General features: G+C 39.4%; 23 protein-coding genes and 2 pseudogenes. 10 read left to right on the top strand and 15 right to left on the bottom strand.

From position 1 onward, the window contains the following. Position 1 precedes the first annotated feature (1 nt). Positions 2 to 508, top strand: coding sequence for an outer membrane beta-barrel protein (locus V3I05_RS09910; protein WP_343353500.1), 507 nt, complete (start codon positions 2 to 4; stop codon positions 506 to 508). Continuing rightward, positions 508 to 1,188: a C39 family peptidase gene (locus V3I05_RS09905; RefSeq protein ID WP_343353499.1), complete on the top strand. Its 681-nt coding sequence runs from the start codon at positions 508 to 510 to the stop codon at positions 1,186 to 1,188. The genes V3I05_RS09910 and V3I05_RS09905 overlap by 1 nt, the downstream gene beginning before the upstream one ends. A gap of 21 nt (positions 1,189 to 1,209) precedes the next feature. Here the strand turns inward: V3I05_RS09905 and V3I05_RS09900 are convergent, their stop codons facing one another. Both V3I05_RS09900 and V3I05_RS09895 read right to left on the bottom strand, forming a co-directional pair. Beyond that, complete coding sequence (locus V3I05_RS09900; RefSeq protein ID WP_343353498.1) at positions 1,210 to 1,800, bottom strand: phosphatase PAP2 family protein; 591 nt, start codon at positions 1,798 to 1,800, stop codon at positions 1,210 to 1,212. A 29-nt stretch (positions 1,801 to 1,829) separates the two neighbouring features. Continuing rightward, on the bottom strand, positions 1,830 to 2,666 hold the full coding sequence (locus V3I05_RS09895; RefSeq protein ID WP_343353496.1) for an MBL fold metallo-hydrolase: 837 nt from the start codon (positions 2,664 to 2,666) through the stop codon (positions 1,830 to 1,832). 142 nt (positions 2,667 to 2,808) lie between these two features. Between V3I05_RS09895 and V3I05_RS09890 the strand changes: the two genes are divergently transcribed. From V3I05_RS09890 to V3I05_RS09875, 4 genes and pseudogenes are all read left to right on the top strand, one after another. Continuing rightward, on the top strand, positions 2,809 to 3,834 hold the full coding sequence (locus tag V3I05_RS09890) for a hypothetical protein (protein WP_343353495.1): 1,026 nt from the start codon (positions 2,809 to 2,811) through the stop codon (positions 3,832 to 3,834). Positions 3,835 to 3,898: 64 nt separating this feature from the next. Then, positions 3,899 to 5,158, top strand: coding sequence for a flagellar hook-length control protein FliK (locus V3I05_RS09885; RefSeq protein ID WP_300451336.1), 1,260 nt, complete (start codon positions 3,899 to 3,901; stop codon positions 5,156 to 5,158). A gap of 14 nt (positions 5,159 to 5,172) precedes the next feature. Further along, positions 5,173 to 5,982 (top strand): annotated as a pseudogene (gene flgD, locus V3I05_RS09880) (flagellar hook assembly protein FlgD); the annotation flags it as partial. An 8-nt stretch (positions 5,983 to 5,990) separates the two neighbouring features. Further along, positions 5,991 to 8,228 carry a flagellar hook-basal body complex protein gene (locus V3I05_RS09875; protein WP_343353493.1) on the top strand — a complete coding sequence of 746 codons (2,238 nt, stop codon included), beginning with the start codon at positions 5,991 to 5,993 and terminating at the stop codon, positions 8,226 to 8,228. A gap of 149 nt (positions 8,229 to 8,377) precedes the next feature. Here V3I05_RS09875 and V3I05_RS09870 read toward each other — a convergent pair whose 3' ends face one another. The 9 genes and pseudogenes from V3I05_RS09870 to V3I05_RS09830 all read right to left on the bottom strand — a co-directional run bounded on the left by V3I05_RS09870 (position 8,378) and on the right by V3I05_RS09830 (position 15,547). Next, complete coding sequence (locus V3I05_RS09870) at positions 8,378 to 8,665, bottom strand: hypothetical protein (RefSeq protein WP_300451340.1); 288 nt, start codon at positions 8,663 to 8,665, stop codon at positions 8,378 to 8,380. Between the two features lie 237 nt (positions 8,666 to 8,902). Beyond that, a pseudogene (locus V3I05_RS09865) lies at positions 8,903 to 9,199 on the bottom strand (FkbM family methyltransferase); the annotation flags it as partial. Positions 9,200 to 9,581: 382 nt separating this feature from the next. Further along, positions 9,582 to 10,052: a tRNA (cytidine(34)-2'-O)-methyltransferase gene (locus V3I05_RS09860; RefSeq protein ID WP_300448086.1), complete on the bottom strand. Its 471-nt coding sequence runs from the start codon at positions 10,050 to 10,052 to the stop codon at positions 9,582 to 9,584. A 190-nt stretch (positions 10,053 to 10,242) separates the two neighbouring features. After that, complete coding sequence (gene tmk, locus V3I05_RS09855) at positions 10,243 to 10,845, bottom strand: dTMP kinase (protein ID WP_295701404.1); 603 nt, start codon at positions 10,843 to 10,845, stop codon at positions 10,243 to 10,245. Continuing rightward, positions 10,845 to 11,336, bottom strand: a complete 492-nt coding sequence (coaD, locus tag V3I05_RS09850; RefSeq protein WP_295701407.1) for a pantetheine-phosphate adenylyltransferase — start codon at positions 11,334 to 11,336, stop codon at positions 10,845 to 10,847. Before coaD ends, tmk begins: the two co-directional genes overlap by 1 nt. A gap of 21 nt (positions 11,337 to 11,357) precedes the next feature. Further along, on the bottom strand, positions 11,358 to 11,936 hold the full coding sequence (locus V3I05_RS09845) for a UbiX family flavin prenyltransferase (protein ID WP_295701409.1): 579 nt from the start codon (positions 11,934 to 11,936) through the stop codon (positions 11,358 to 11,360). A 71-nt stretch (positions 11,937 to 12,007) separates the two neighbouring features. Beyond that, positions 12,008 to 12,934 carry a flagellar basal body P-ring formation chaperone FlgA gene (gene flgA / locus V3I05_RS09840; protein WP_295701411.1) on the bottom strand — a complete coding sequence of 309 codons (927 nt, stop codon included), beginning with the start codon at positions 12,932 to 12,934 and terminating at the stop codon, positions 12,008 to 12,010. 33 nt (positions 12,935 to 12,967) lie between these two features. Further along, a complete protein-coding gene (locus V3I05_RS09835; RefSeq protein WP_343353490.1) occupies positions 12,968 to 15,046 on the bottom strand; it encodes an ATP-dependent helicase in 2,079 nt (692 codons plus the stop codon). Further along, positions 15,047 to 15,547, bottom strand: a complete 501-nt coding sequence (locus tag V3I05_RS09830; protein WP_343353488.1) for a DUF2147 domain-containing protein — start codon at positions 15,545 to 15,547, stop codon at positions 15,047 to 15,049. 131 nt (positions 15,548 to 15,678) lie between these two features. On the opposite strand from V3I05_RS09830, the gene V3I05_RS09825 reads away from it, so the two are divergent. Genes V3I05_RS09825 through V3I05_RS09810 form a run of 4 tightly spaced genes read left to right on the top strand, consistent with a single transcriptional unit; the run spans position 15,679 to position 17,662 of the window. Beyond that, positions 15,679 to 15,966 carry a hypothetical protein gene (locus tag V3I05_RS09825; RefSeq protein ID WP_300448097.1) on the top strand — a complete coding sequence of 96 codons (288 nt, stop codon included), beginning with the start codon at positions 15,679 to 15,681 and terminating at the stop codon, positions 15,964 to 15,966. A 33-nt stretch (positions 15,967 to 15,999) separates the two neighbouring features. Further along, positions 16,000 to 16,614, top strand: a complete 615-nt coding sequence (gene pyrE / locus V3I05_RS09820; protein WP_295701421.1) for an orotate phosphoribosyltransferase — start codon at positions 16,000 to 16,002, stop codon at positions 16,612 to 16,614. Between the two features lie 5 nt (positions 16,615 to 16,619). Further along, positions 16,620 to 17,189, top strand: a complete 570-nt coding sequence (locus tag V3I05_RS09815) for an RDD family protein (protein ID WP_343353486.1) — start codon at positions 16,620 to 16,622, stop codon at positions 17,187 to 17,189. An 11-nt stretch (positions 17,190 to 17,200) separates the two neighbouring features. Beyond that, complete coding sequence (locus V3I05_RS09810; protein ID WP_343353485.1) at positions 17,201 to 17,662, top strand: MerR family transcriptional regulator; 462 nt, start codon at positions 17,201 to 17,203, stop codon at positions 17,660 to 17,662. Between the two features lie 7 nt (positions 17,663 to 17,669). Here the strand turns inward: V3I05_RS09810 and V3I05_RS09805 are convergent, their stop codons facing one another. From V3I05_RS09805 to fliE, 4 genes are read right to left on the bottom strand one after another with little or no spacing between them, the layout of a single operon-like run. After that, positions 17,670 to 17,915 (bottom strand): RNA-binding S4 domain-containing protein, encoded by a 246-nt coding sequence (locus tag V3I05_RS09805; protein ID WP_295701430.1) that lies wholly within the window; start codon positions 17,913 to 17,915, stop codon positions 17,670 to 17,672. Then, positions 17,915 to 18,424, bottom strand: a complete 510-nt coding sequence (locus V3I05_RS09800; RefSeq protein WP_343353484.1) for a Sua5/YciO/YrdC/YwlC family protein — start codon at positions 18,422 to 18,424, stop codon at positions 17,915 to 17,917. The genes V3I05_RS09805 and V3I05_RS09800 overlap by 1 nt, the downstream gene beginning before the upstream one ends. Beyond that, positions 18,421 to 20,211: a penicillin-binding protein 2 gene (locus V3I05_RS09795; RefSeq protein WP_343353482.1), complete on the bottom strand. Its 1,791-nt coding sequence runs from the start codon at positions 20,209 to 20,211 to the stop codon at positions 18,421 to 18,423. Before V3I05_RS09795 ends, V3I05_RS09800 begins: the two co-directional genes overlap by 4 nt. Positions 20,212 to 20,219: 8 nt before the next feature. Beyond that, positions 20,220 to 20,531 carry a flagellar hook-basal body complex protein FliE gene (fliE, locus tag V3I05_RS09790; protein ID WP_295701435.1) on the bottom strand — a complete coding sequence of 104 codons (312 nt, stop codon included), beginning with the start codon at positions 20,529 to 20,531 and terminating at the stop codon, positions 20,220 to 20,222. Positions 20,532 to 20,538: the final 7 nt, after the last annotated feature.

Below are 20,538 nucleotides of genomic sequence, written 5' to 3'. Positions count from 1 at the left end.
TATGAATCTTGGCTTTTTGATTGAGGCAAAAAAGGAGGGGAAAGTCCCTGCCCTATTCATTGGTGGTAATGCCGATATAATCGAGCAAGTGTATTTCTCCCGCACACAAAAATCCCTACAATATGGCAAGGGCTATTCCGTCTTTGCCCTAAGCTTTTATACCATTGACCCCATCGTGTTTTTACTTCAGGCACAATATAGATTCAATCTCCCTAAAAGCTTCGAGGATAGAAATATTCATAATGGCGATGTATTTGTCCTATCTCCTATGATATATTTTGCTATCAATCCCTATGTATCGCTTAATGCTGGTGTAAAGTATCAATATCAAAGTAGAGATAAGCTCAATAGCAGCACTATCTCCTATGCGGCTTCATCGGTAGGGTATGTCTTTGGCGTGGCGTATGAAATCAAAAGTAGGTTCATTGTCTTTACCGATGTGGAAACCTTTAATACGCTTTCATACTCAAGCAACACCATAAATCTCTCCTTTTCATATAGAATCTAATGCGCTTATGGCTATTTATAGGGCTTCTATCACACATTTGCGTTGCTGATGTGTATATGCAGAATGAATTTATCTCCAAGCAAAGCCCCGCTACCTCTTGGATAGCCCTACGTGATAGCAATCTCACCAAACAACAATACGATTATAGCTGCGGAAGCGCCTCCCTCTCGACAATCCTTACTTATTATTATCAATACAACATAAGCGAGAAAGATATTTTAGACTCTTTGCTTACCCTAAAGGGCATTGATACTACGCAAAAAGAAGCCCTACAGGATAATCAAGCCCTAAGAGATGGCATAGGATTTTCATTTGCAGACCTAGCGGCATTTGCCCAAGAAAAAGGATTCAAAGCCACAGGATTAGCCCTAGACTTGCCCTCCCTCTCTCAGCTCAAAATCCCTGTGATTATCTATGTCAATGTGCGTGATATGGAGCATTTTAGCGTATATAAGGGTATGGATTCTCAATTTGTCTATCTCGCAGATCCTAGCTTTGGGAATATTAAAGTCAAACTTGCCAAATTCCAAGAAATGTTTTATCAAAGAGCGGATTTAACCCACCTGGGCAAGATTCTAGCTATCCTCCCCGCACAGAGTGATACCCCCATAAACGTGGAATTTTTCCATCAAATCCCCTCTACCCTCACCTATGAACTTATCAAGCAAAAGTTGCGTTAGCCTAAGATTCTAACAATGCCCTTAAAACGTCTTTTTGTAAGCTATATGATAGCTTAATGTGTTATCTCCCCCTCTATCTATCCACACACTTATAGGCGGAGGGGCAACATCATTTTTTGAAGCAAAGAGATAAGAGACGCCAAAACCTAAAATCGCCCCGGCTATGACTTGCATAATCGTGTGTCTTTGAGCGTAGATTCTACTTATGCCCACAGATGTAGCAATAAGCGCTGTGGGAAGTCCAAACTTCCAGCCATAGCGCTTGAAGGAAAATCCCACCGCGCTAAAAGTCCAAGAAGTATGCCCGGAGGGAAATCCATCAAAACTCCCATTATTGGGACGTTGGGAGATTCTAGCAGATGATGGGTATGAATCTGCAAGAAGAATAAATCCTTGCTTAATAATATGTGTGCTAAGTAATGTTACCCCAGCACCCAAGGCTTGCTCTTTCACGCCCTGCATATCATCGATAGCATAGCTATATGCCATCATTGCTAAAGGCAGAATCTGCATTACATCACCATATATTTCAAACGCCCCCTTTTCGCTACCAAAGCCCTGCCTTAGCAGCATACACAACATAAGCAATATCACTTTATGTTTCAAGACCACTCCTTTATTTTAAAAGGAATGAGAGTGCATTATTCAAGAACAACAGGCTTTGTAAATGGTGTATGTGCTCCCACCACAGGTATTTTTTCACTCTTAAACTGCTTTAAAAATTTCGCCCTAACCTGTGCTGCAAGTGTAGGATTCACATCATAAACAGCTGAGATTTGCGGATTTTGACTTTGAATATCATAAATATGCAGTATATCTGCCCAGAATACGAGACTTTGAGCCATATCTTTTTGCGCCTTTTTATCACTTGGGCGCATAAGTATAAAATTATGCCCGGGAGTATGTCCATAAGCAGGGACTGCGAGGATTTCTAATGTGTTAGACAAAATGGCTTTCTTATGGTTAAAAAATGCTTTTTTTGTAAAAATATTAAGAGAATCTTTTGTGCGTTGATTATCCTGCTTTTGCCAATATGCAAACTCCTTTTCATCAATAAGCAATGTCGCATTGGGGAAGTTATTTTCCCCTCTCTCATTCAAAATCCCACCGATATGGTCGCCGTGTGCGTGTGAGATGATAAGATAATTAATATCGTTATATGAAACGCCCAGTGAAGCTAAAGAAGCTTTAAGTATGCCTTGCGTATGTGGAAATCCAGAGTCTACCAATGCGATAAATTGCGGATTCTTAATCAGCACGACATTATGCTGATTTAGCTGCACTTTTGCTTCCTGTATGAGCTGCTTTTCTTTCTCGTTTTGCGGGAGCAAAATATCCTTATTCATATCTTTTTCCTGCAACGAAATAATGTAAATATCGCTATTTGCAATCTTTTGGTGATATATATTTGCCTTTTGTGCAGCCTCACAAGTAATAAATGCACACAATCCAATGATAAAAGAGAATAATTTTAACATTTGCTACCCCCAATGATTTAGATATAAAAATCATACCTGAAAAATCTAAAAACACCATAAACTCATTAATAAAAACATAATTGTTATTTTAGGAATATATTTTGCTTATCTGTTAAGATATATTTCAATGAAGGAGTTATTTATGTTAGATGCTATGCAAAATATCATTGCCAATAAACCAGATTCTATTACACAAAAACGCTCACATTCCCCATCAGCAGAAATCAGCAAGCTAGAAAATAAATTTCAAGATATGTTTGCTAAAGCCACTAAAGAGGGGCAAGAAACACAAGCAAAAGCTAATCCTCTCAAAGATACAAAAACAAGCAAGAATACAAATACGGCAAAACAAAATACACAAGGAACACCTTTAGATTCCAAAGGTGCTACCCTTAGCCCAAATAAAACCCCTCATACAAAGGCAACTACATCTCTTGCACCTTTTGATTTCAAAGATGATACAGGAGAGGTATCAAAAATAGGTTTGCAAGAAAAAATTGCAAAAACATCAAAGGAAGTAAAAAATATAGAATCTAATCCTCTTATCGAGGCTCTAAGCACACCTTCAAGCACAAAAGCAATAGACAAAAGTACAAAAAAAGCAACAAATCACAAAGCAGAGACAGACACCTTAGCAATGGCGCAATTAGGGCAGAATGGAATGCCTCAAGAAGTTAAAAACGAATCTCAAAATACAAGCAGAGTGGATAATAAAGAAAATAAAAAAACTTCTCATCAAACAAGCCTAAATTCCCCCTTGCAACCCAAGGCAACAGGGGCGAATACTCAAGACACTCTAAAAGGGCTAACTTCTATGCCCACCCCACAAAAACCTAGCAATGAGGGCAAAACATTAGCCGATGTAGAAAGACTAGCCAAAGCCAAAGGGCTTAATCCAAGTGAATTAAAACTGCAAACAGAAGAAGAGCAAACTCCTGTTCAAAATGCCACTCCGGCTGCCCCAAAGATAAAGAATATTCCATCTTCTGCTAAAGAAACTATCACTTATGAATATGAAAATAATGTCGATAGAATCGCCATTGTGCAGCGAGGCGTAAAAAAGCCTAAGAACATTACGAGCAAAATCTCAAATGAGTATCCAACCAAAAAGCTCGATAATGAAAATAGCGGCGCATCTTCCTTAAAGGACAGACCCCCGCTTAGCTGATGAAGACACAACAGAAAGCCTGCTTTCAAAGGCATTGACTATCAAAACTACAAGCACCATATCTATGGAAAAAAGTGTAGTCACAGAAAAGCAAGCTCTATCTTTGCCTGATGAAGAAATGCCTAAATCTTCACCAAAGGAAACAGCGTCCATAGAAGAAGCAGTGCCAACAAATGAGCCAAAAACAAAGGCAAAAAAATCATCAAAAAAGGCAAAAGCCTCAAAGCCTAATGCTAATAAAGAAGAGATACTCCTAGAGACCAAAGAGCCTCAAAAAGCAAAAAAGACAACAAAAGAATCGCCAAAGCAGACAAAATCTATTACAAATGGAGGGGAAAACATAGCTCAAGAAATGCCAAACCTAACCAAAATGCAGCAGAATACAGAATCTAAGATAGCAGAAGTCATACCTGCAAAAGATGATGAAGTAATAAATGAAGAGGCTTATACGCCATTGCCAGAAAATACTACCAAACAAATGGCTAAACCACAAATGCCACAAACACAAGCACAAAATGCAAAAAACACAAATGTATTGACAGAAAGTCTAGCTGCTCTAGAATCTACCCAGGATAAAAACAGCAAAGATGGACGCAGAGATGAAAGAAAACAGCCCAAAGTGCTAAAATCTAATGAAGCACAAAGCCAAATCAAACAGCCTCAAACAGAGGAAGGGCACGTGAGTTTTGAAGAGAGCTTCGCGCAATATATGCAAGAAGAGGAGCAAAGCCAAAAGAGTGTAGAAACTCTTATTACAGGAGAGAAAAAGAGCAAAGAAAAGATTAAAGAATCTTCTCAAGAGGCAAAAGAGGAAAAATCACAAAAAACCTCACTATCTAAGCAAAGCACAGAAATAAACCAGACAAAAGAGAGTAGCCGTTCGCAGATTCTCTATCGTTCCGCTATGGCTAAAGAAAATATAAGAACTTTCGCGCAAACCTTGCGTGAGGAGATTGCCAACTACAAGCCGCCTCTTACAAAACTCTCTATGGAGCTTAATCCTCGAAATTTAGGGACTTTAGAGCTTACCATTACCAAAAAAGGCAAAGATTTGCACGTCCAAGTGGTGTCTAATGCCACCGCGATGGGATTATTCCTACAAAATCAAGTAGATTTTAGAAATAACCTCACACAAGTGGGCTTTAACAATGTGGATTTGAGCTTTAGCACTAATGAAAATGGCAGTGGCAATGGAGGGAGAGAAAATGGGCAAAATACTTCTCAAGACAATGCAAACACTGAAAAAGGGAACAAAAATAGCTTAGAGGATTCACAAAATGGCGAGGTAAATGTAATGCACATCACACTTCCCAAATATGCGTAAAGTAGGAGTATATAATGGCAATTGATTTAGCCGAAGTAACAGGCAGTGCGGCAAAGATAGCTAAAGAAAAGGAAAAGGTGCGCAACATTAATGAGCTTGATAATGACGCTTTTATGCGACTTTTCCTAGAGCAGCTAAAAAATCAAGACCCCACAGCTCCTATGGAAACAGATAAAATCATCACGCAAACCGCTCAACTCACGCAAGTAGAAATGCAAGAGCAGAATAAAAAGACGATGATAGAAGTCGCTGAAGCGATGAAAAGCACACAGGAGACAAACAAAGAGCTAAAAGAGTTCCAAGAGCAAATGAAAGAATCCCTTGAAGCGCTTAATACAGGTATGCAAGAAAATGCAAAATCTAATGTCCTTACCGCGCAGCTTAATGCCCTCAACACCGTTTCTATGATTGGTAAAGTCGCTGAAACTGATGTATTTGGCGTGAATGTGCAAAAAGGTAATGCAGTGAAATTTTCTATCTATTTTGACCAAAAAATTGATCCAAACAAAGGCGAACCTACCATTTATATTTTTAATAGCAATAATGAAATGGTAAAAAGCATTTCCCTCAAAGATAGAGCCAACCAAAATGGATATTTAGAATTTCAATGGAATGGCTTAAATGATCAAGGCAGGCAAGTAGATGATGGCACTTATAATATACGTGCGGAATATAACCTTGATGACAACACTAAGCAATACCATACCGCACGTGTAGGTCGAGGAGAGGTGCAAAGCATTATCTTTGATAAAGGCTCTCCTATGCTAAGAATGGGCGATATGATTTTGCCGCTTGATAGCGCGATTGAATTTTACAATAAAGACCACGGGCTATGAATAGCACGTTACTTAACGCATATAGCGGCATCAAAACGCATCAATTTGGGCTAGATTCTGTCTCAAATAACATTGCCAATGTTAATACTATTGGCTATAGAGAGAATATCCCGCAATTTGAAAGCCTCTTTGCCAATCAATTTGATACACTCAATGCCGATTCACCTATCAATAATGATATGAATTATGGTGCAACTAAATCAAGCAATGCCATTTCCACACGTAGTGGCAATTATAAAGCAAGCGATGGGGAATTTAATGTCGCTTATGAGGGTAAAGGGTGGTTTATCGTAGGAGAGCAAAAAGAAGGTTCATTTGAAATCAAAGAAGATAGCTATGAAAAAAAGCAAAAAAACTACTTCACACGCGATGGCTCATTCTTGCGTGATGGCGAGGGCTACATTGTCAATACAAGCGGATATTATATGTATGGCGTGGATTTAGGCAAAATTGAAAATGGTATTTACACATCAAACAAAGATGAGGAGATAGACTTTGCCGGACTTGCCACAGGTGCGCTTAAACCCTTACAAATCCCACAGAATCTATATTATCACCCCGTGCTTACAACAAAAGTAGATTTAAGCACCAATCTTAATAAAAATGAAAATGCTATATCTGTCAGTGCATTCTTTAAAAAACCCGATGGTAGCTTTGATGAAGAACGTTTTATGAATATGGATATTAATGCCTTTGCTACTGATGAAACACCACTCAATGCCTCTAGCTATAATGAAGTACGTCTCACACTCGATAAAGATGGTAAAAAAGAAGTTATCATCTTTAAATACGGGCAAGGTGGCGAAGAAGCCTTAGAATTTCGCACTTTAAATGACCTCAAAAAGCTCTTGCAGGATAAGGCAGGATTGGACTTAGAGGTGGGTAAAGACCTTGATGGTAAAGTGGGTGAAAAAGTAAGCTTAGCGCTACGGAATAATTCCTATAAGAATCTGAATCTTGAAATTGGCGGGAGCCTCTTTGAAAAGCTTGGATTCAAAGGCAAGAATGATTATTTTAGTAGCGGTGTGGGGGCGAATTTCAATGCTAATAAAGCCTATGAACCAAATGCGATTGTGCAGCACAAAGGCGTAGTATTCCTCCACACAGGAGAGCTAGGCAAGAGTGAAGACCCATTTATGGATAAGGAAAATTGGAAGATACTTGATTCAAGCGGACTTAATGTATGGACGGATAATGCGACTTATTTAGAGGGCGATGTGGTATCTTATGAGGGCAAAATCTACCGCCGCACAAATCAAGCAGGTAATAATCCTATAAGCGAGGGGAATTGGGAGGAGTTAGGTGATATGGCTACTGCCCTCCCCCCTGTATATGAACAAGGCACACCTTATGCTGTTGGTGATATTGTAAGCTATGAGGGCAGACTTTATCGCAAACTTATTGATAGTGGCAGTAGCGACCCTAAACTTGATAAAATCGGTTGGCAGGAGATTCACGGGGATAGCTTCCATAGCGAATTTATACAAATGCCAAGCTACCAAACTAATGTTGAGATTTATGATGAAAGTGGTAAAAAATTTTTAATCCAAAGTCGCTACTTTATGACATCTTCTGGGAATCCTCTAGCCTCTCCACCCACAGGTGAGCAGTGGGAAGTGCGCTCGGCAATCTTTGACCAACAGGGTGAAATTATGATAAGCCCTGATTATGTAACACACAGCATTACATTTGATAGTGAAGGCAAACCTCAACCCGAGCCAGTAGAACTAGCCTTTGGCGATAAGAAAGTGATGTATAATATCGCCGGGACACAAGATAAACCGAGTTCAAATTTTGTATATAGAAATTCCGAAATTATCGATAAGGACCAAGATGGGCGAAGTGAAGGGCATTTAAGAGATGTGAGAATTGATAAAGATGGCATTATCTTCCTAGCTTTTGATAATGGTGCGTATGAACCTATGGGGCGAGTGGGGATTGCTGCATTTGTGAATGATCAAGGTTTAAAAAAAGTAGGTGGAAACCTCTTTGAAATGACGGAGATGGTTGTCAATGGAGATTCTCATACAATAAGTGGACGCCCGATTTTAGGCTGGGAGGGCTTAAAGCTAAAATTTGGCTCTGTGCTATATAAACATTTAGAAACAAGTAATGTCGATGTGGGAAATGCCTTGACGGAATTAATCGTTATGCAAAGGGGCTATTCTATGAACGCAAAAGCCTTTACCACAGGCGATGACTTAGTCAAAGAGGCTTTGAATCTCAAACGTTAAGGCGTTATAAACATCCAAGTGATTAGTGTAAATCCCTTTGTGTAGGAAAAATCGCGCTCTCTTGCGTTATAAATATTCTATTTGGCATAATGTTTCTTGTAGATTCTCACATAGATATGCCACCCACCAGCTTAATGGAGAGTTTGCTCCTATGCTGTGTTTGCATAATCGCATAAAGGCAAAATCCTATGCTCACCCTCATCATTTCCCTCTACAAACTTAAATTCCAAGCCCTGCATAGCAATAAAATATGGCTCTGCACCAGATTCTAAAACAAAATGTGCCTTGCAATAAGTAATATCATTACTAAAAATTAACAAACGCACCTGTGGCACATAGCGTTTAAGTATCTTAAAAGCATTTTTATAATAGGACTTGCCAAATTTGACAACATAGTGATTTTGAGATACGAGATAGTCACCTAAGCGCAAATACACAAAAGCATCATAGGGACTATTTTTATACGTTTAGCCACATTTGTTTTATCTAGTCATTTTTTAGAATCTTGCAAAGTAGCAAAATACAGAGGATTTTAAAAATAGCCACTCAAGTAAGCTTGGGGGGGGGATAAGATATGCTTTTTTTTAATTGCTTGAGATTTATATGTTTGTAATGATTTGCATAATGTTCTTTGCATATTGCGTGTGGGGGCAGCCCATTATATATATTACTTATTATAGGCGAAGAATCCCGTGTATCATCACTCTTTGCCCTTTGGTTTTTATAAGAAGCCACCCCCAGATACACTTCAACCTTGCTAAAATGCTGTAATCATAAGCTTTGAGAAAACACCAAAAATCTTGGGAAAATGTCCGCATATTGATATTGCAGCCGCCAAACTCAAAGGTTAGTCTATCAGTATCTACCCTTACAAAAAGGCTTTTTGCGCCATTTAGCACATCTAGCTCGTGTCCTTCAACATCAAGTTTGCATAGATGAATATACGATATACCCTTTTGCGCACAATATGCTTCAAGTCGATATGCTCTCTATCTTTAAAGCGCGAAGCAGTAGCAAAACTTCCTCAAAAGTAAATTTTGAAGACTTAAAGCAAAAACAAGATAGTATATTGTTAGATTCTAGCTGGAGGGGGGATGAAATCACGTAAGATGTGAGATATTTGCCTACATTTGCGCCTATATCGAAAATACATTGTGCAAAATAAGGCAAAGCTACAAGAGCTTACACTACCTTCTCTCCGCTCACTCCCGCGCTAGAGCCAATACCCAAAGAAAACAAACGATTTCTCATTCGTCTCTCTTTTATCCTAGTTGAAAATTAGCATAACAGCCCCTTTTACTTATCTATGAAGCAAAAAAATATAGCGCGATTTTATCAAAACTATTGTAAAAACTACCATTGCTTGTATATTTGTGCTTGTCGCACACCCTCATAGAGTGCCGCACCAACGCTTGTAGCGAGATTGATACTCCGCACACCCTTAACCATAGGCAATTTATATGTTTGCGCGACATAAGTGCTCAAAAGGCTTTCATCTAGCCCCTTATCCTCCCTGCCAAAATACAAGAATCCCCCTTGAGATAGCCGAGCTTGATAATAGTCCATCTTCGCCTTTGTGCTAAAGAAAAAGTGCCTATCGCTAGGGGGATATTCATTCCAAAATGCGCCAAGATTATGCCATTCATAGACTTGCAAATGCTGCCAATAATCAAGCCCCGCGCGTTTAAGCTCCCTTTGAGCTGTGCTAAAGCCAAGCGGATAAATCAAATGCAATACAGAATCTGTCGCCACACACAAACGCCCGATATTACCTGTATTTTGCGGAATCTGCGGCTCAACAAGCACAATATGAAAGCTACTCATTATCTATCCTTTAAGCAATGCGATTAAAATTTCTTTATTTGCAATTCACCATTTTATCGTGCTTTAAATTTATTGCTCCTATGATTTTCCTCACGAGATTTTGTAAGTATGGATTGCTTCGTGCGAATGCTATGCTCCCCACAATGACACAAAAGCTCCTTTGCTCTAAATCTGTTCTTTAATTTTTACATTATTTTTGAGAATCCATAAAGATTCTATCAATATATGTCTTAATCTCCGTGCAAATCTCCTCTCTAGGCTTGTTTGCGTTAATGACAATATGCTCTAACCCTATCTGCTTAACTACACAAACAAGGCGGTTTTGAATCTCAAGCATATATTCTATGCCCCTGCTTTCAATGCTATCGTGAGCCTTTTGTGCTAATCGCTCCTGCAGCTGCACCCTATCAAGCTCTAAAATCACCACTAAATCAGGGAAGCACCCACGCAGTGCATATCTATTAAGCTCTATGCTTTGTTCTATATCAATATCCTTTGCATACGCAATACCTGAAATAACGCTCCTATCGGTGATTATAAGCTTATCCATATTGGGGGATAAAACTTGTGTGTAATGCTGTGCCCTATCAGCGAGAAACAAAAATGCCTCAGCATATTTATCGAGTGCGAATCCTGCCTTTTGCGGAGTAAACAGCACAAGCTCACGTATTGCCTCTCCTAGTACACTGCCACCGGGCTCTTTAGTGAAAATCGCATCAGGATAATGCGATTTTAGAAGTGTTATTTGTGTGCTTTTGCCGCAAGTGTCTATGCCCTCAAGCGCTACATACATTACTTAGCCTTTTGTGTGTAAAGTGAGAGGATTACATCTGCTACATTATGTGGCACAAGATGCGCAAACCTCCCATTATGCGTGATGATTGAGCGCACGACAGAGGAGCTAATAAACGCATTTTGTAACGTAGGCATAAAATAAATGGTTTCTAGCTCATCACTGAGCGAGGCATTGGCATAGCCCATTTGCAATTCATATTCAAAATCACTTACCGCGCGTAGCCCTCTTATGATAACTCTCGCGCCCTTTTGCTTTGCAAACTCTGCAAGAAGATTACTAAAGCCCTCCACACATACATTAGAAAGATTCTGTGTGCTTTTTTTAAGAATGGCTATGCGTTCATTAAGTGAAAAGAGCGGATTCTTAGCCGATGAGGCAGCTACGGCGACAATGACATTATCAAAGATTTCAATGGAACGTTTAATAATATCTAAATGCCCATTGGTTACGGGATCAAAAGTCCCCGGATAAATAGCTAGCTTTCTCATTTCTTTCCCTTTTTGTGTTTCTTAACATTTCCAACGCATATAAATCTCATTTGGAATCTTTAGCGCATCAAGCCACTTACCGACAAAAAATCGCTCCATAGATTCTAAATCCTTAGGCTTAGCATAATATCCCACACTAGGAGGTGCGATAATCACACCAAGCGTAGATAGCTTACTCATTTGCTCTAAGGCAATGGGGCTTAGAGGCATTTCACGCGGAGCTAGAAGCAAAGTCCGCCGCTCCTTTAACATCACACTCGCACAGCGCGAAATCAAATCATCGCATAGCCCATTAGCAATTTTTGCTAACAGATTCATACTTGTAGGCACGATTGCCATTGCGTTGATACCAAAGCTCCCAGAAGCAATGCCACTATCTAGCTCATCTTCATCATAGATTCTAAAATGGTTCTTTTGCCTTAAGGCATCAAGGCATACTTCTATATCCATATCAAGCTCACTATTTGCCACATCTTTAGCACCCTCGCTCATCACTACAAATAGCTCTATGGAATGAGGGATATATTCAATCAATCTTAAGCCTAAATGCACTCCACTTGCACCACCTATGGCGACCACAAGCTTTTTTATCTCACTCATAGCCTTTCCTTGTTACAATACTTATATTAATGCTCATATTATCAAAACCATTCAATCATAGCACATATTTTTTACAATAATTCACCCCTGCCCTCATCAGTAACCCTCACGCGTAAAATCTTCCCACTGCTAGGATTTTTTGCGTTAATAATGTCATTATACACAGCATTTTGTCGTGCCTCTAGCACCACTTCCATACTTATACCATTCTCATAGCCTACCACGTGGATTTTATCGCCCTTTTTCACAATCACACGTGGCTTAATCTTATCTTTTGTAATGATAGTATTCACCCGGATATAGCTCTTTGCACTGCTATTATTAAGCTCATTTGCGCTCATATATTCTGTGCCCAATCGTTCAAAAGGCACAGATTCTATCCGTGTATTGCTTGTGCTTATAATCTCACTCACAGGGATATTCTGTGTGCTTTTAAATACATCAAGTGTGCCTTTAATCATATAAATAAAGGTAAGTTTTTTCATCTGTGCATTAGGCGGTGTGCGGTACTTCATCGCTAAAGTGCCATTATGCTTTTTTAATGCAGATTCTGGCAATTCATATTGGATTAGCTCATAATCACTAGGCACATTATTTAGAGGACGCACAAGTAGATTCTCAATATGAATCCTATTACCATAATGCTGGATATACATTTTTTCTATAAATTCTTTAACATTATTCTCGCGCATATCAGTGACGTATTGAAACTCCACATAATCGCTTTCAAAAGAGATAATCTCATAGCCATATCGCGCGAAAATGAGCTTTATATCCACACTTTTAAGCGTGAGGGTGAATTTATCCGGTGGCAAAGTGGCGACCTTAAACCTCCTATCCATCATAGGAAACATATCTGTGGAATATATATCGCTTTTATTTACCTGATAGGCTTTTTTCAAATGCAGTTTAGAATCAGGAATTGTTACATTATCTACACCATTGAGTGCATAGACACATAAGCATAAAACTACGAATATTTTATATAATCTTGCCATTTTTTCCTCTCTTACCTTATATGCTTCCAGCCTTTATTCCTCTAAGGGCTGCACAAATGAACTGATAATTTCCCGCTGCAATCCGCCAAAATTGATTTTTAGCCTATATTGCGCTCCCTGTGCTTGAATAGATTCTATCACACCTACGCCAAAGAGTTTATGAGAGACTTTCATACCTTTATGGAACTCACTTTGTGTCGATGTAATGTCCTTTTGCCTCAAGAGTGTGTTTCCAAGCATTCCGCTTTCTTTCAAAAAATATGAGGGCTTAAGCCACTCTCTTTTACCCTTATAGAATCTGCTTTTTGCATAGCAGAGTGTTAGCACATCTTTTGCCCGTGTGAAAGCTACATAGCCTAGCCTCCGCTCCTCTTGCAAACTCTCCTCGTCTCTTTGCATTGGGAAAAATCCATCTTCTAAGCCAATCACATAGACATATTTAAATTCCAAACCCTTTGCGGTATGTATGCTCATACAGCTCACAGCATCGCCTACAACCTCATCACTAGGACTAGCAAGGGCTAAATCATTTAAAAAATCTTCAATATGGCTATTAGGATTGCAAATAGCATAATCGCGGCATTTGCCATAAAATTCCGCTATATTTCCCTCTCTATCGACCTCATCAAACTTGCTGAATGTAAAAATGAGATATTCCTCCATTTCTGTAATCACATTTTCAAAACTTCCACATTTCTGCCATTGCTGTAATTTGCCTACTAAATCCATAAGTGCGCTATAAGGGGCTTTGCCTAGAATCTCCAAACACTCCTTAGGATAGGCTATCAATGTAGCAATGCAGGAAAGCCCTTTAGAGATGGCAAGATTCTCTAAATGCGTTTGCCTCACCTTACCAATGCCACGTTTGGGGTTATTAATAATATTTAAAAATGAAAAATCATCATCAAGATTTACAATCAAACGCAAATAGCTTAATAGTGCCTTAACCTCTACACGTTCGTAAAAACGCATAGCCCCAATGATTCTATATCGGATTTGAGCACGATTTAAGCCCTCCTCTACTCCACGTGAGAGGGCATTCAAGCGAAACAAAATAGCTATCTCACTCAAATTTACCCCTAGTGCTAAAAGCCTCTCTATATCTTTAGCTAAAAACATCGCCTCGCTATTCTCATCCTCACTCTCTACGAGGCGCACAGCCTCTCCTGCCCCTCTTATACTCTTTAGATTCTTACCCAAACGCTCAGTATTGCGCGATATGAGGTTATTAGCAATCTCAAGGATTGGCTCATATGAGCGGTAGTTCTCTTCTAGCTTAATCACCTTGACTTCATCAAACATTTGCGGAAATCGCAAAATATTACGCACATCTGCCCCACGCCACCCATAAATACTTTGGTCATCATCGCCCACAACACAGAGATTCTGATGGCTCACACAAAGGCTTTTTAGAATTTTGCATTGCAATTCATTGGTATCTTGATACTCATCAACCATAACATATTGATACTTTTGGCTCATCTGCTGGGCAATATCCTGTCTTTTGTCTAAAATCTTATAAGTAAGATAGAGCAAATCATCAAAATCAAGCAGATTTTTTCCTGCCAAATACCGCTCATACTCATCATACACTCTTTGAAGCTTCTTATCCTCCGCACTATGAGCAAAGGTACTTGCCTCCTCTGGGGAAAGAAAGCTATTTTTCATCGTGGAAATATACGTATCGCAAATAGCAGGAGGTAACGTATTGCAAAGCGATTTGAGTATGGAGCGCTTATCTGCTGAATCGAGCACGACAAAATTTGCCGCCCGCTCAAGTGTGGTGATATGGAATCGTAAAAAGATTAAGCCAAATTTATGAAACGTGCATAAAAGCGGCGGCGCATTAAGGGTAGTATCTAAAAGTGAGAGCGCCCTCTCTCTCATCTCCTCTGCGGCTTTATTGGTAAAAGTAAGGGTAAGTGTGCTATGCGGGGGGATTCCCACTTCATCGACTAGATAGGCTAAACGCGTTGTAATCGTCTTTGTCTTCCCACTCCCTGCCCCTGCAAGAATGAGCAATGCACCATCGATATGCTTTGCTGCTTCTTGCTGTGCGGGGTTGAGCGCTAAAAGGGCTTGTTGTAGCGCAGAGGGCGAAGGAGCAGCCATTTAGGATTGAATATCCTTAAGGCTATTTTCCACGACAGAAAAATCAGGCTTTTGCGAGAGATAGGGCTTTACCTCCTCATCGCTTAATTTTTTCCATATTTTTGTCTCTCCCATAACACCTGATTTATCAATGCTCCCACGTAACTCTAACGTATCACCTTTAAGTGTGATTTTAGCATAGTATGTTTTCCCCGCATCAAAGTTATACACCTTGCCATTTTTATATGTATCACTTGAGCCATCACGCACGAGATTATATACAAATATACTGCCCTTATCAAAGCGGTTTCTTAGGGCTGGATTCTCATTGTTCACATCTTTTTTAGGTGGGCTACCATCGACATTGGCAAAGCCATAGGCATAGTATTTGCCATCTTTTTTAAAAAACTCAACAATAGATTGCTGTCCCTTTTCACCTTTATGCGTCATATAATATCCCTCTAGCTCCGCGCTAAAGGCTACACATAAGCCACAAAATAATAATAGTTTTATAATCCTCATATCTGCTCCTTTCTCTAAAATAAAATTGGCTCTTAAAAGTAGCTTACTCTCATCTTTTTGCAAGTATAACAAAATTATATTAGAATAACACTATTTTTAAGCACAAGCAATACTATAAACAAGGGGATACAATGAAAGATAAACTTCACATCACAATTATGATGTGGCTTATATGTAGCACTTCTAGTTATGGAATGCAAAAAATCCCCACGCAAGATTTCCCATACGATAAAGACCCCATAGAAGTGTTAGAAGATGTAACAAAAATATGGCAAGATTTGCTCTATGAAGTCAATGGCATTAAGGTTAAAAAAACCGAAGTGCCACTTGAGGATTTATCTATGCTCACATATATTGGGACTATTTATACACCTTCACTTGATATAAACAATATGATGGGAATAGAAATACGATTTTAAAGATTTTAAACTCTAAAACCCAAAGGAGATTCTATGCTTGATGTTAAACAATATTATGTGAATGCCAACGCCCTGCTTAAAGGGCATTTTCTCTTAAGCAGTGGTAATCACTCCGACCATTACCTGCAATCCGCGCGTGTGCTTGAAAATCCCCTTGTAGCAGAGCAATTAGCCAAAGCCCTTGCTACGCAAATCAAAGAATCCGGGATTGCAATAGATTGTGTATGTTCTCCTGCTATTGGGGGGATTCTTGCTGGATATGAACTCGCTAGGGCTTTGGGTGTGAGATTTATCTTTACTGAGCGTGTAGAGGGGCAAATGCAGCTAAGGAGAGGCTTTGGAGTAACACAAAGTGAAAGGGTGCTAGTATGTGAGGATATTATCACCACCGGAGGTTCTGCTTTAGAATCTGCCCAGTGCGTAGAATTTGAAGGGGCGAAAGTAGTGGCTTATGCAGGATTGGCTAATCGTGGATTCTGCAAACGTGTAGGCTCAAGTTTAGAACGTAAAAAAGAGGCGAGACTTCCTTCAGATGTGCCACTCTTTGCCCTAGCGGATTTTGTGTTTAATATGTATGAGCCACACAACTGCCCATTATGCAAAGAGGGTGCACAAAAGGCGATTAAGCCCGGTAGTAGGGGGAATTAGAATCTATGGCGACACACAAACGCTGGCGTAAGCTCAAATCTACCCCAAAGCCCACTGCTTATAGTGCGTGGGTGGATATGAAAACCTTTAGCCTCAAAAATCAACTGCGGCTAATGTATGCAAGTGAACGTATAAAGGCATTTATCACGGATATGTTTATGATTAATATGCCTTTATTGTATCTTACTACTTATGTATTTTTAGATGGTAAGGAGGATTTCACACATAATCAAATAGCCATACTTACCTGTGGTATATGCTATGGTATCATCACTTCACTTTTCTTTACTCTTAGCACACAAACGCCCGGTTATCGCTATATGAATCTTAAGCTTGTGTGTTATCTTAAAACACAAGATTCTCATACTTTATCACAGCAAAATGACAATAAAGCAGATTCTATACAAGAAAATCTTACAAAAGTAAGCTTTATAAGGGCATTTATCCGCTATGTGCTATGGGTGATTGGCACAAGCTTTCTTTTTGGCATACTTGTTGGAATCTTCCGCACAGATGGGAGATGTCTGCACGATCTGCTATGCCGCACGCAAATCATTCCTACAAAACAAACATAAAGGAGGTAGCTATGGCTTATACGATCATAGAGGTAGAAAAACTCACCGGTGTGCCATCGCGCAAATTACGATTTTGGTGCGATAAGGGTCTTTTTCCATTTATTGAAAAAGACAAGAACGGAGTGCGATATTTTAGTCAAAAAGATTTAGAATGGGTAGCGTGGATAGACTGCTATCGCACGATTGGTATGAGTATCGCTCATCTTAAAGAATATATTCATCTTTGTTCCTTAGGCACAGAAACACTAGAGCAAAGACTAGAGATTATCAAAACCCAAAAGACAACTACAATCAAAGAAATCAAAAATCTTAAAAAGATTCTCTCAAAGCTTGAATACAAAATTTATTACTACAATGAACTCATTGCCGCTAAAAAAGATAGCGCTAATCCGCTAAGCAAAGACTATCGAAACATCAAAGATTTTAAAGCAAAATGCACAAAAATTATGCCTATGGCTTCAAATAAGCAATGAGATTCTATCACATTTCCTTAAAATATGCACTACTTTGGGATTTGGGAGTGCTTTTTGTCTGCGGGAGGGCAAGAACTTGGTAGGTTTTGGTATATTCTAAATAATGGAGTTTGATAATATCGCCCACGCGCACTTCCTTGCTTGATTTGGCGATTACATCATTTATACTTACCACACCATTTTCACACATATCTTGCGCGATACTGCGCCGCTTGAGAATATTCACACTGCTAAGAAATTTATCAATACGCATTATCGCCTCCTTTGGATTGCGCAACGATTAATTTTGTAAATTTTTGATGCCTCACCTTGTCTTAAACTTCTTCTATCAAACACAATCACATCGCATTTTGCCTCCGCCCATTGCTGATTAAAAGGCTCTCCTGTTGGATTTGCCGAAGTAGAATAAAGTATTTTAAAGGAAGTAAAAAACTGCGTATGAAGTCCTTTATTAACAAGCCTTATAGCCTTTTTGTTAGGATATATAAAAGTAGAAAGCCTAGCCTTGCGAATGCGATTTTTATGTATGGCGGGGATTCTTGTGAGGGTTTTTAATGTTTGTAAAGAATCTACTTGCAAAAGCACATTTTGCCCTTTAGGTCGCCCTTTGAGACGATTTAGAATCTCCGCATTCGCGCTTAATAACCCCGCAGTCGTATCGCATTGCGCAAGATAGACAAGATTGGGGGCAGAATCATTGGCAATGAAGGGCGAGATAAAGGGAATGTAAGCACTTTGTACCTGTGATGGCATAGGCTTCATTCTTGCTCTGCTTGTTGGGCTTCAGCTTGAGGCTGCATAGGCTTAAGGTAGCCATCATCGAGCAAAATTTCTACAATGCGTCTAAAGATAGGTGCAGCTGTGCGTGAGCCATAATAGTCATCTTTTATATCGGATTCAAAAGCCACAACGCCTATTGTGTAGGCATTATTATCATCTTGTGCGAATCCAAAGAATGAGCCATTATACTTGCTATCATATCTGCCATTGAGGGCAATTCGTGCTGTGCCTGTTTTTCCCCCTGTGATAACGCCATCTACTTGTGCGATTTTAATCACTCTTTTAACGACTTGAATAAGTGCGTGATGCACTTGAGCAGTGGTTTGCGGTGAGAGAATAGCAATAGGCTCAAAACGTTTAGGGACATATTTTTCGCCACTAGGGGCAGTTACATATTCACTTATGCGAGGCGTGATGAGATAGCCGCCATTGCTAAAAATCGCATATGAGCGCATAAGCTGCATAAAAGTCGCCCTCATACCATAACCATAGCTCACACTTGCGCGATATACTTCATTTTGAAAGGTTTTAGGGCTGGGGACTAAGCCTGTTTTTTCATAGGGTAAATCAATCCCGCTAAGCTCCCCAAAGCCAAAGGCATGGAGGGCAGTGTGGTATTCATTAGGCTTTAAATCTTTAGAAATTTTCACCATACCAATATTGCTGGAGCGCACGATAATATCCTCCACACTTCCACTTTTAAGCGGGTGGGTATCGCGTATCGTGTAGCTTTTAAGCTTGTAGTAGCCATTATCAAGCTCGATTACATCACTAGGATTTACCATACCTTTTTGCAATAAAATCGCATAGATAATAGGCTTAATCGTGCTGCCCGGCTCATAGGAGTATTCAATCGCATTAAGATTCAAATGCGGATAATCCTTTTGCTGAATATGCTTTGGGTCAAAACGATTTGAAGTAGCCAATGCCAGAAACTTGCCCGTTTTAGAATCCATAATGCCCGCAATGATTTCACGCACTTTATAACGTTTCTTTGCCTCATCGAGTTCAAGTTCAATTTTTCGCTGTAAGCTTAGAGGAATGCTGAGCGTTACATCAAATCCATCTTGGCGAGTTTGTATAGCTGCTGCTTTATTGGCAATGATATTAAAACCTATGTCGCGCTTGCCTGTAATGCGTCCATCTTGTTTGGCAGAAAGTATATCGTTATAATATTTTTCTACGCCCTTAACGCCATCAACACGTGTGATATTGTGGTGTTCTGTTTTGCGTGTGTAGCCAATGAGTGGCTCAAGGATATTTTGATAAGCGTAGATTCTATTGTTTCCACTTACCTCGATGCTAAGCCCCATTTTTTGGATAATCCTCCCCCTCTTATCTTCATACTCGCGAAACACATCATAACGGATAAGAATAAGATTGAGATTCTTAAGATTAGTTGCCACAGTGGAATTAAGCGTATAAGAAAGCACCACATAACCATTTTGACTAAGTTTTTTGCGTATTTCATTTTGAGGAATACCGCTATATATGGAAAAAAGCGTGATAAAAAGCTCTTTTTTATCTGGATCAATGCTTTGGGTATTCACACTTGCTTTGTAGAGCTTATTGCTATATGCGACCTCAAAGCCATCGCTTGTATAGAGACTGCCACGTATAGAAGTATTGCTTCTTGTAGCATTAATAGTAGGGAGTTTGCGGGGGGTTACCATTTTGACATAGACAATACTAAGAAAAACGATGAAACATAAAACAATGAGGAAAAAGACAGAGATAACAACCCCTGTCTTTTTTGCATAATATGCCACAAATACCCTTAGATTTGGGTTCTTTGAATTTCTTTGTAGGCGTTAAGGGCTTTATTTCTTACCTCAAGCATAACCTTCATACTATTTTCAGCACGATTAATCGCAATCGCTGCTTGATGCAAATCTTTAACTTGTCCGCTTGCCATATCCGCAAGTGCTTTTTCTGAAGTTTGCTGCTCTGCATTCACATCTTGTATAGAATTTTTCAATGTATTGATAAAATCAAGCCCATCTTGCTTACTTTTTGCGCTCTCAATATTCTTCTTTTCTACCCCAATGTGTTGAATATCATTTGTAATCACACCGAATTGATTAGCCATTTACCTC

This window comes from Helicobacter mastomyrinus, from assembly GCF_039555295.1.
Taxonomy (GTDB): Bacteria; Campylobacterota; Campylobacteria; order Campylobacterales; family Helicobacteraceae; genus Helicobacter_C; species Helicobacter_C mastomyrinus.
The sequence above is the reverse complement of the archived record's forward strand: the minus strand, read 5'-3'. Positions and strand labels throughout refer to the sequence as shown.

Bases quoted from the DNA above. Each gene is read 5' to 3' on its own strand.
- tmk (WP_295701404.1), bottom strand. From the start codon at position 10,845: ATGTATGTAGCGCTTGAGGGCATAGACACTTGCGGCAAAAGCACACAA.
- V3I05_RS09905 (WP_343353499.1), top strand. From the start codon at position 508: ATGCGCTTATGGCTATTTATAGGGCTTCTATCACACATTTGCGTTGCT.
- V3I05_RS09800 (WP_343353484.1), bottom strand. From the start codon at position 18,424: ATGAAGCCTATGCCATCACAGGTACAAAGTGCTTACATTCCCTTTATC.
- V3I05_RS09890 (WP_343353495.1), top strand. From the start codon at position 2,809: ATGTTAGATGCTATGCAAAATATCATTGCCAATAAACCAGATTCTATT.
- V3I05_RS09845 (WP_295701409.1), bottom strand. From the start codon at position 11,936: ATGAGTGAGATAAAAAAGCTTGTGGTCGCCATAGGTGGTGCAAGTGGA.
- V3I05_RS09825 (WP_300448097.1), top strand. From the start codon at position 15,679: ATGAAAGATAAACTTCACATCACAATTATGATGTGGCTTATATGTAGC.
- V3I05_RS09830 (WP_343353488.1), bottom strand. From the start codon at position 15,547: ATGAGGATTATAAAACTATTATTATTTTGTGGCTTATGTGTAGCCTTT.
- V3I05_RS09910 (WP_343353500.1), top strand. From the start codon at position 2: ATGAATCTTGGCTTTTTGATTGAGGCAAAAAAGGAGGGGAAAGTCCCT.
- V3I05_RS09860 (WP_300448086.1), bottom strand. From the start codon at position 10,052: ATGAGTAGCTTTCATATTGTGCTTGTTGAGCCGCAGATTCCGCAAAAT.
- V3I05_RS09805 (WP_295701430.1), bottom strand. From the start codon at position 17,915: ATGCGTATTGATAAATTTCTTAGCAGTGTGAATATTCTCAAGCGGCGC.
- V3I05_RS09885 (WP_300451336.1), top strand. From the start codon at position 3,899: ATGGAAAAAAGTGTAGTCACAGAAAAGCAAGCTCTATCTTTGCCTGAT.
- pyrE (WP_295701421.1), top strand. From the start codon at position 16,000: ATGCTTGATGTTAAACAATATTATGTGAATGCCAACGCCCTGCTTAAA.
- fliE (WP_295701435.1), bottom strand. From the start codon at position 20,531: ATGGCTAATCAATTCGGTGTGATTACAAATGATATTCAACACATTGGG.
- flgA (WP_295701411.1), bottom strand. From the start codon at position 12,934: ATGGCAAGATTATATAAAATATTCGTAGTTTTATGCTTATGTGTCTAT.
- V3I05_RS09895 (WP_343353496.1), bottom strand. From the start codon at position 2,666: ATGTTAAAATTATTCTCTTTTATCATTGGATTGTGTGCATTTATTACT.
- V3I05_RS09815 (WP_343353486.1), top strand. From the start codon at position 16,620: ATGGCGACACACAAACGCTGGCGTAAGCTCAAATCTACCCCAAAGCCC.
- V3I05_RS09835 (WP_343353490.1), bottom strand. From the start codon at position 15,046: ATGGCTGCTCCTTCGCCCTCTGCGCTACAACAAGCCCTTTTAGCGCTC.
- coaD (WP_295701407.1), bottom strand. From the start codon at position 11,336: ATGAGAAAGCTAGCTATTTATCCGGGGACTTTTGATCCCGTAACCAAT.
- V3I05_RS09810 (WP_343353485.1), top strand. From the start codon at position 17,201: ATGGCTTATACGATCATAGAGGTAGAAAAACTCACCGGTGTGCCATCG.
- V3I05_RS09875 (WP_343353493.1), top strand. From the start codon at position 5,991: ATGAATAGCACGTTACTTAACGCATATAGCGGCATCAAAACGCATCAA.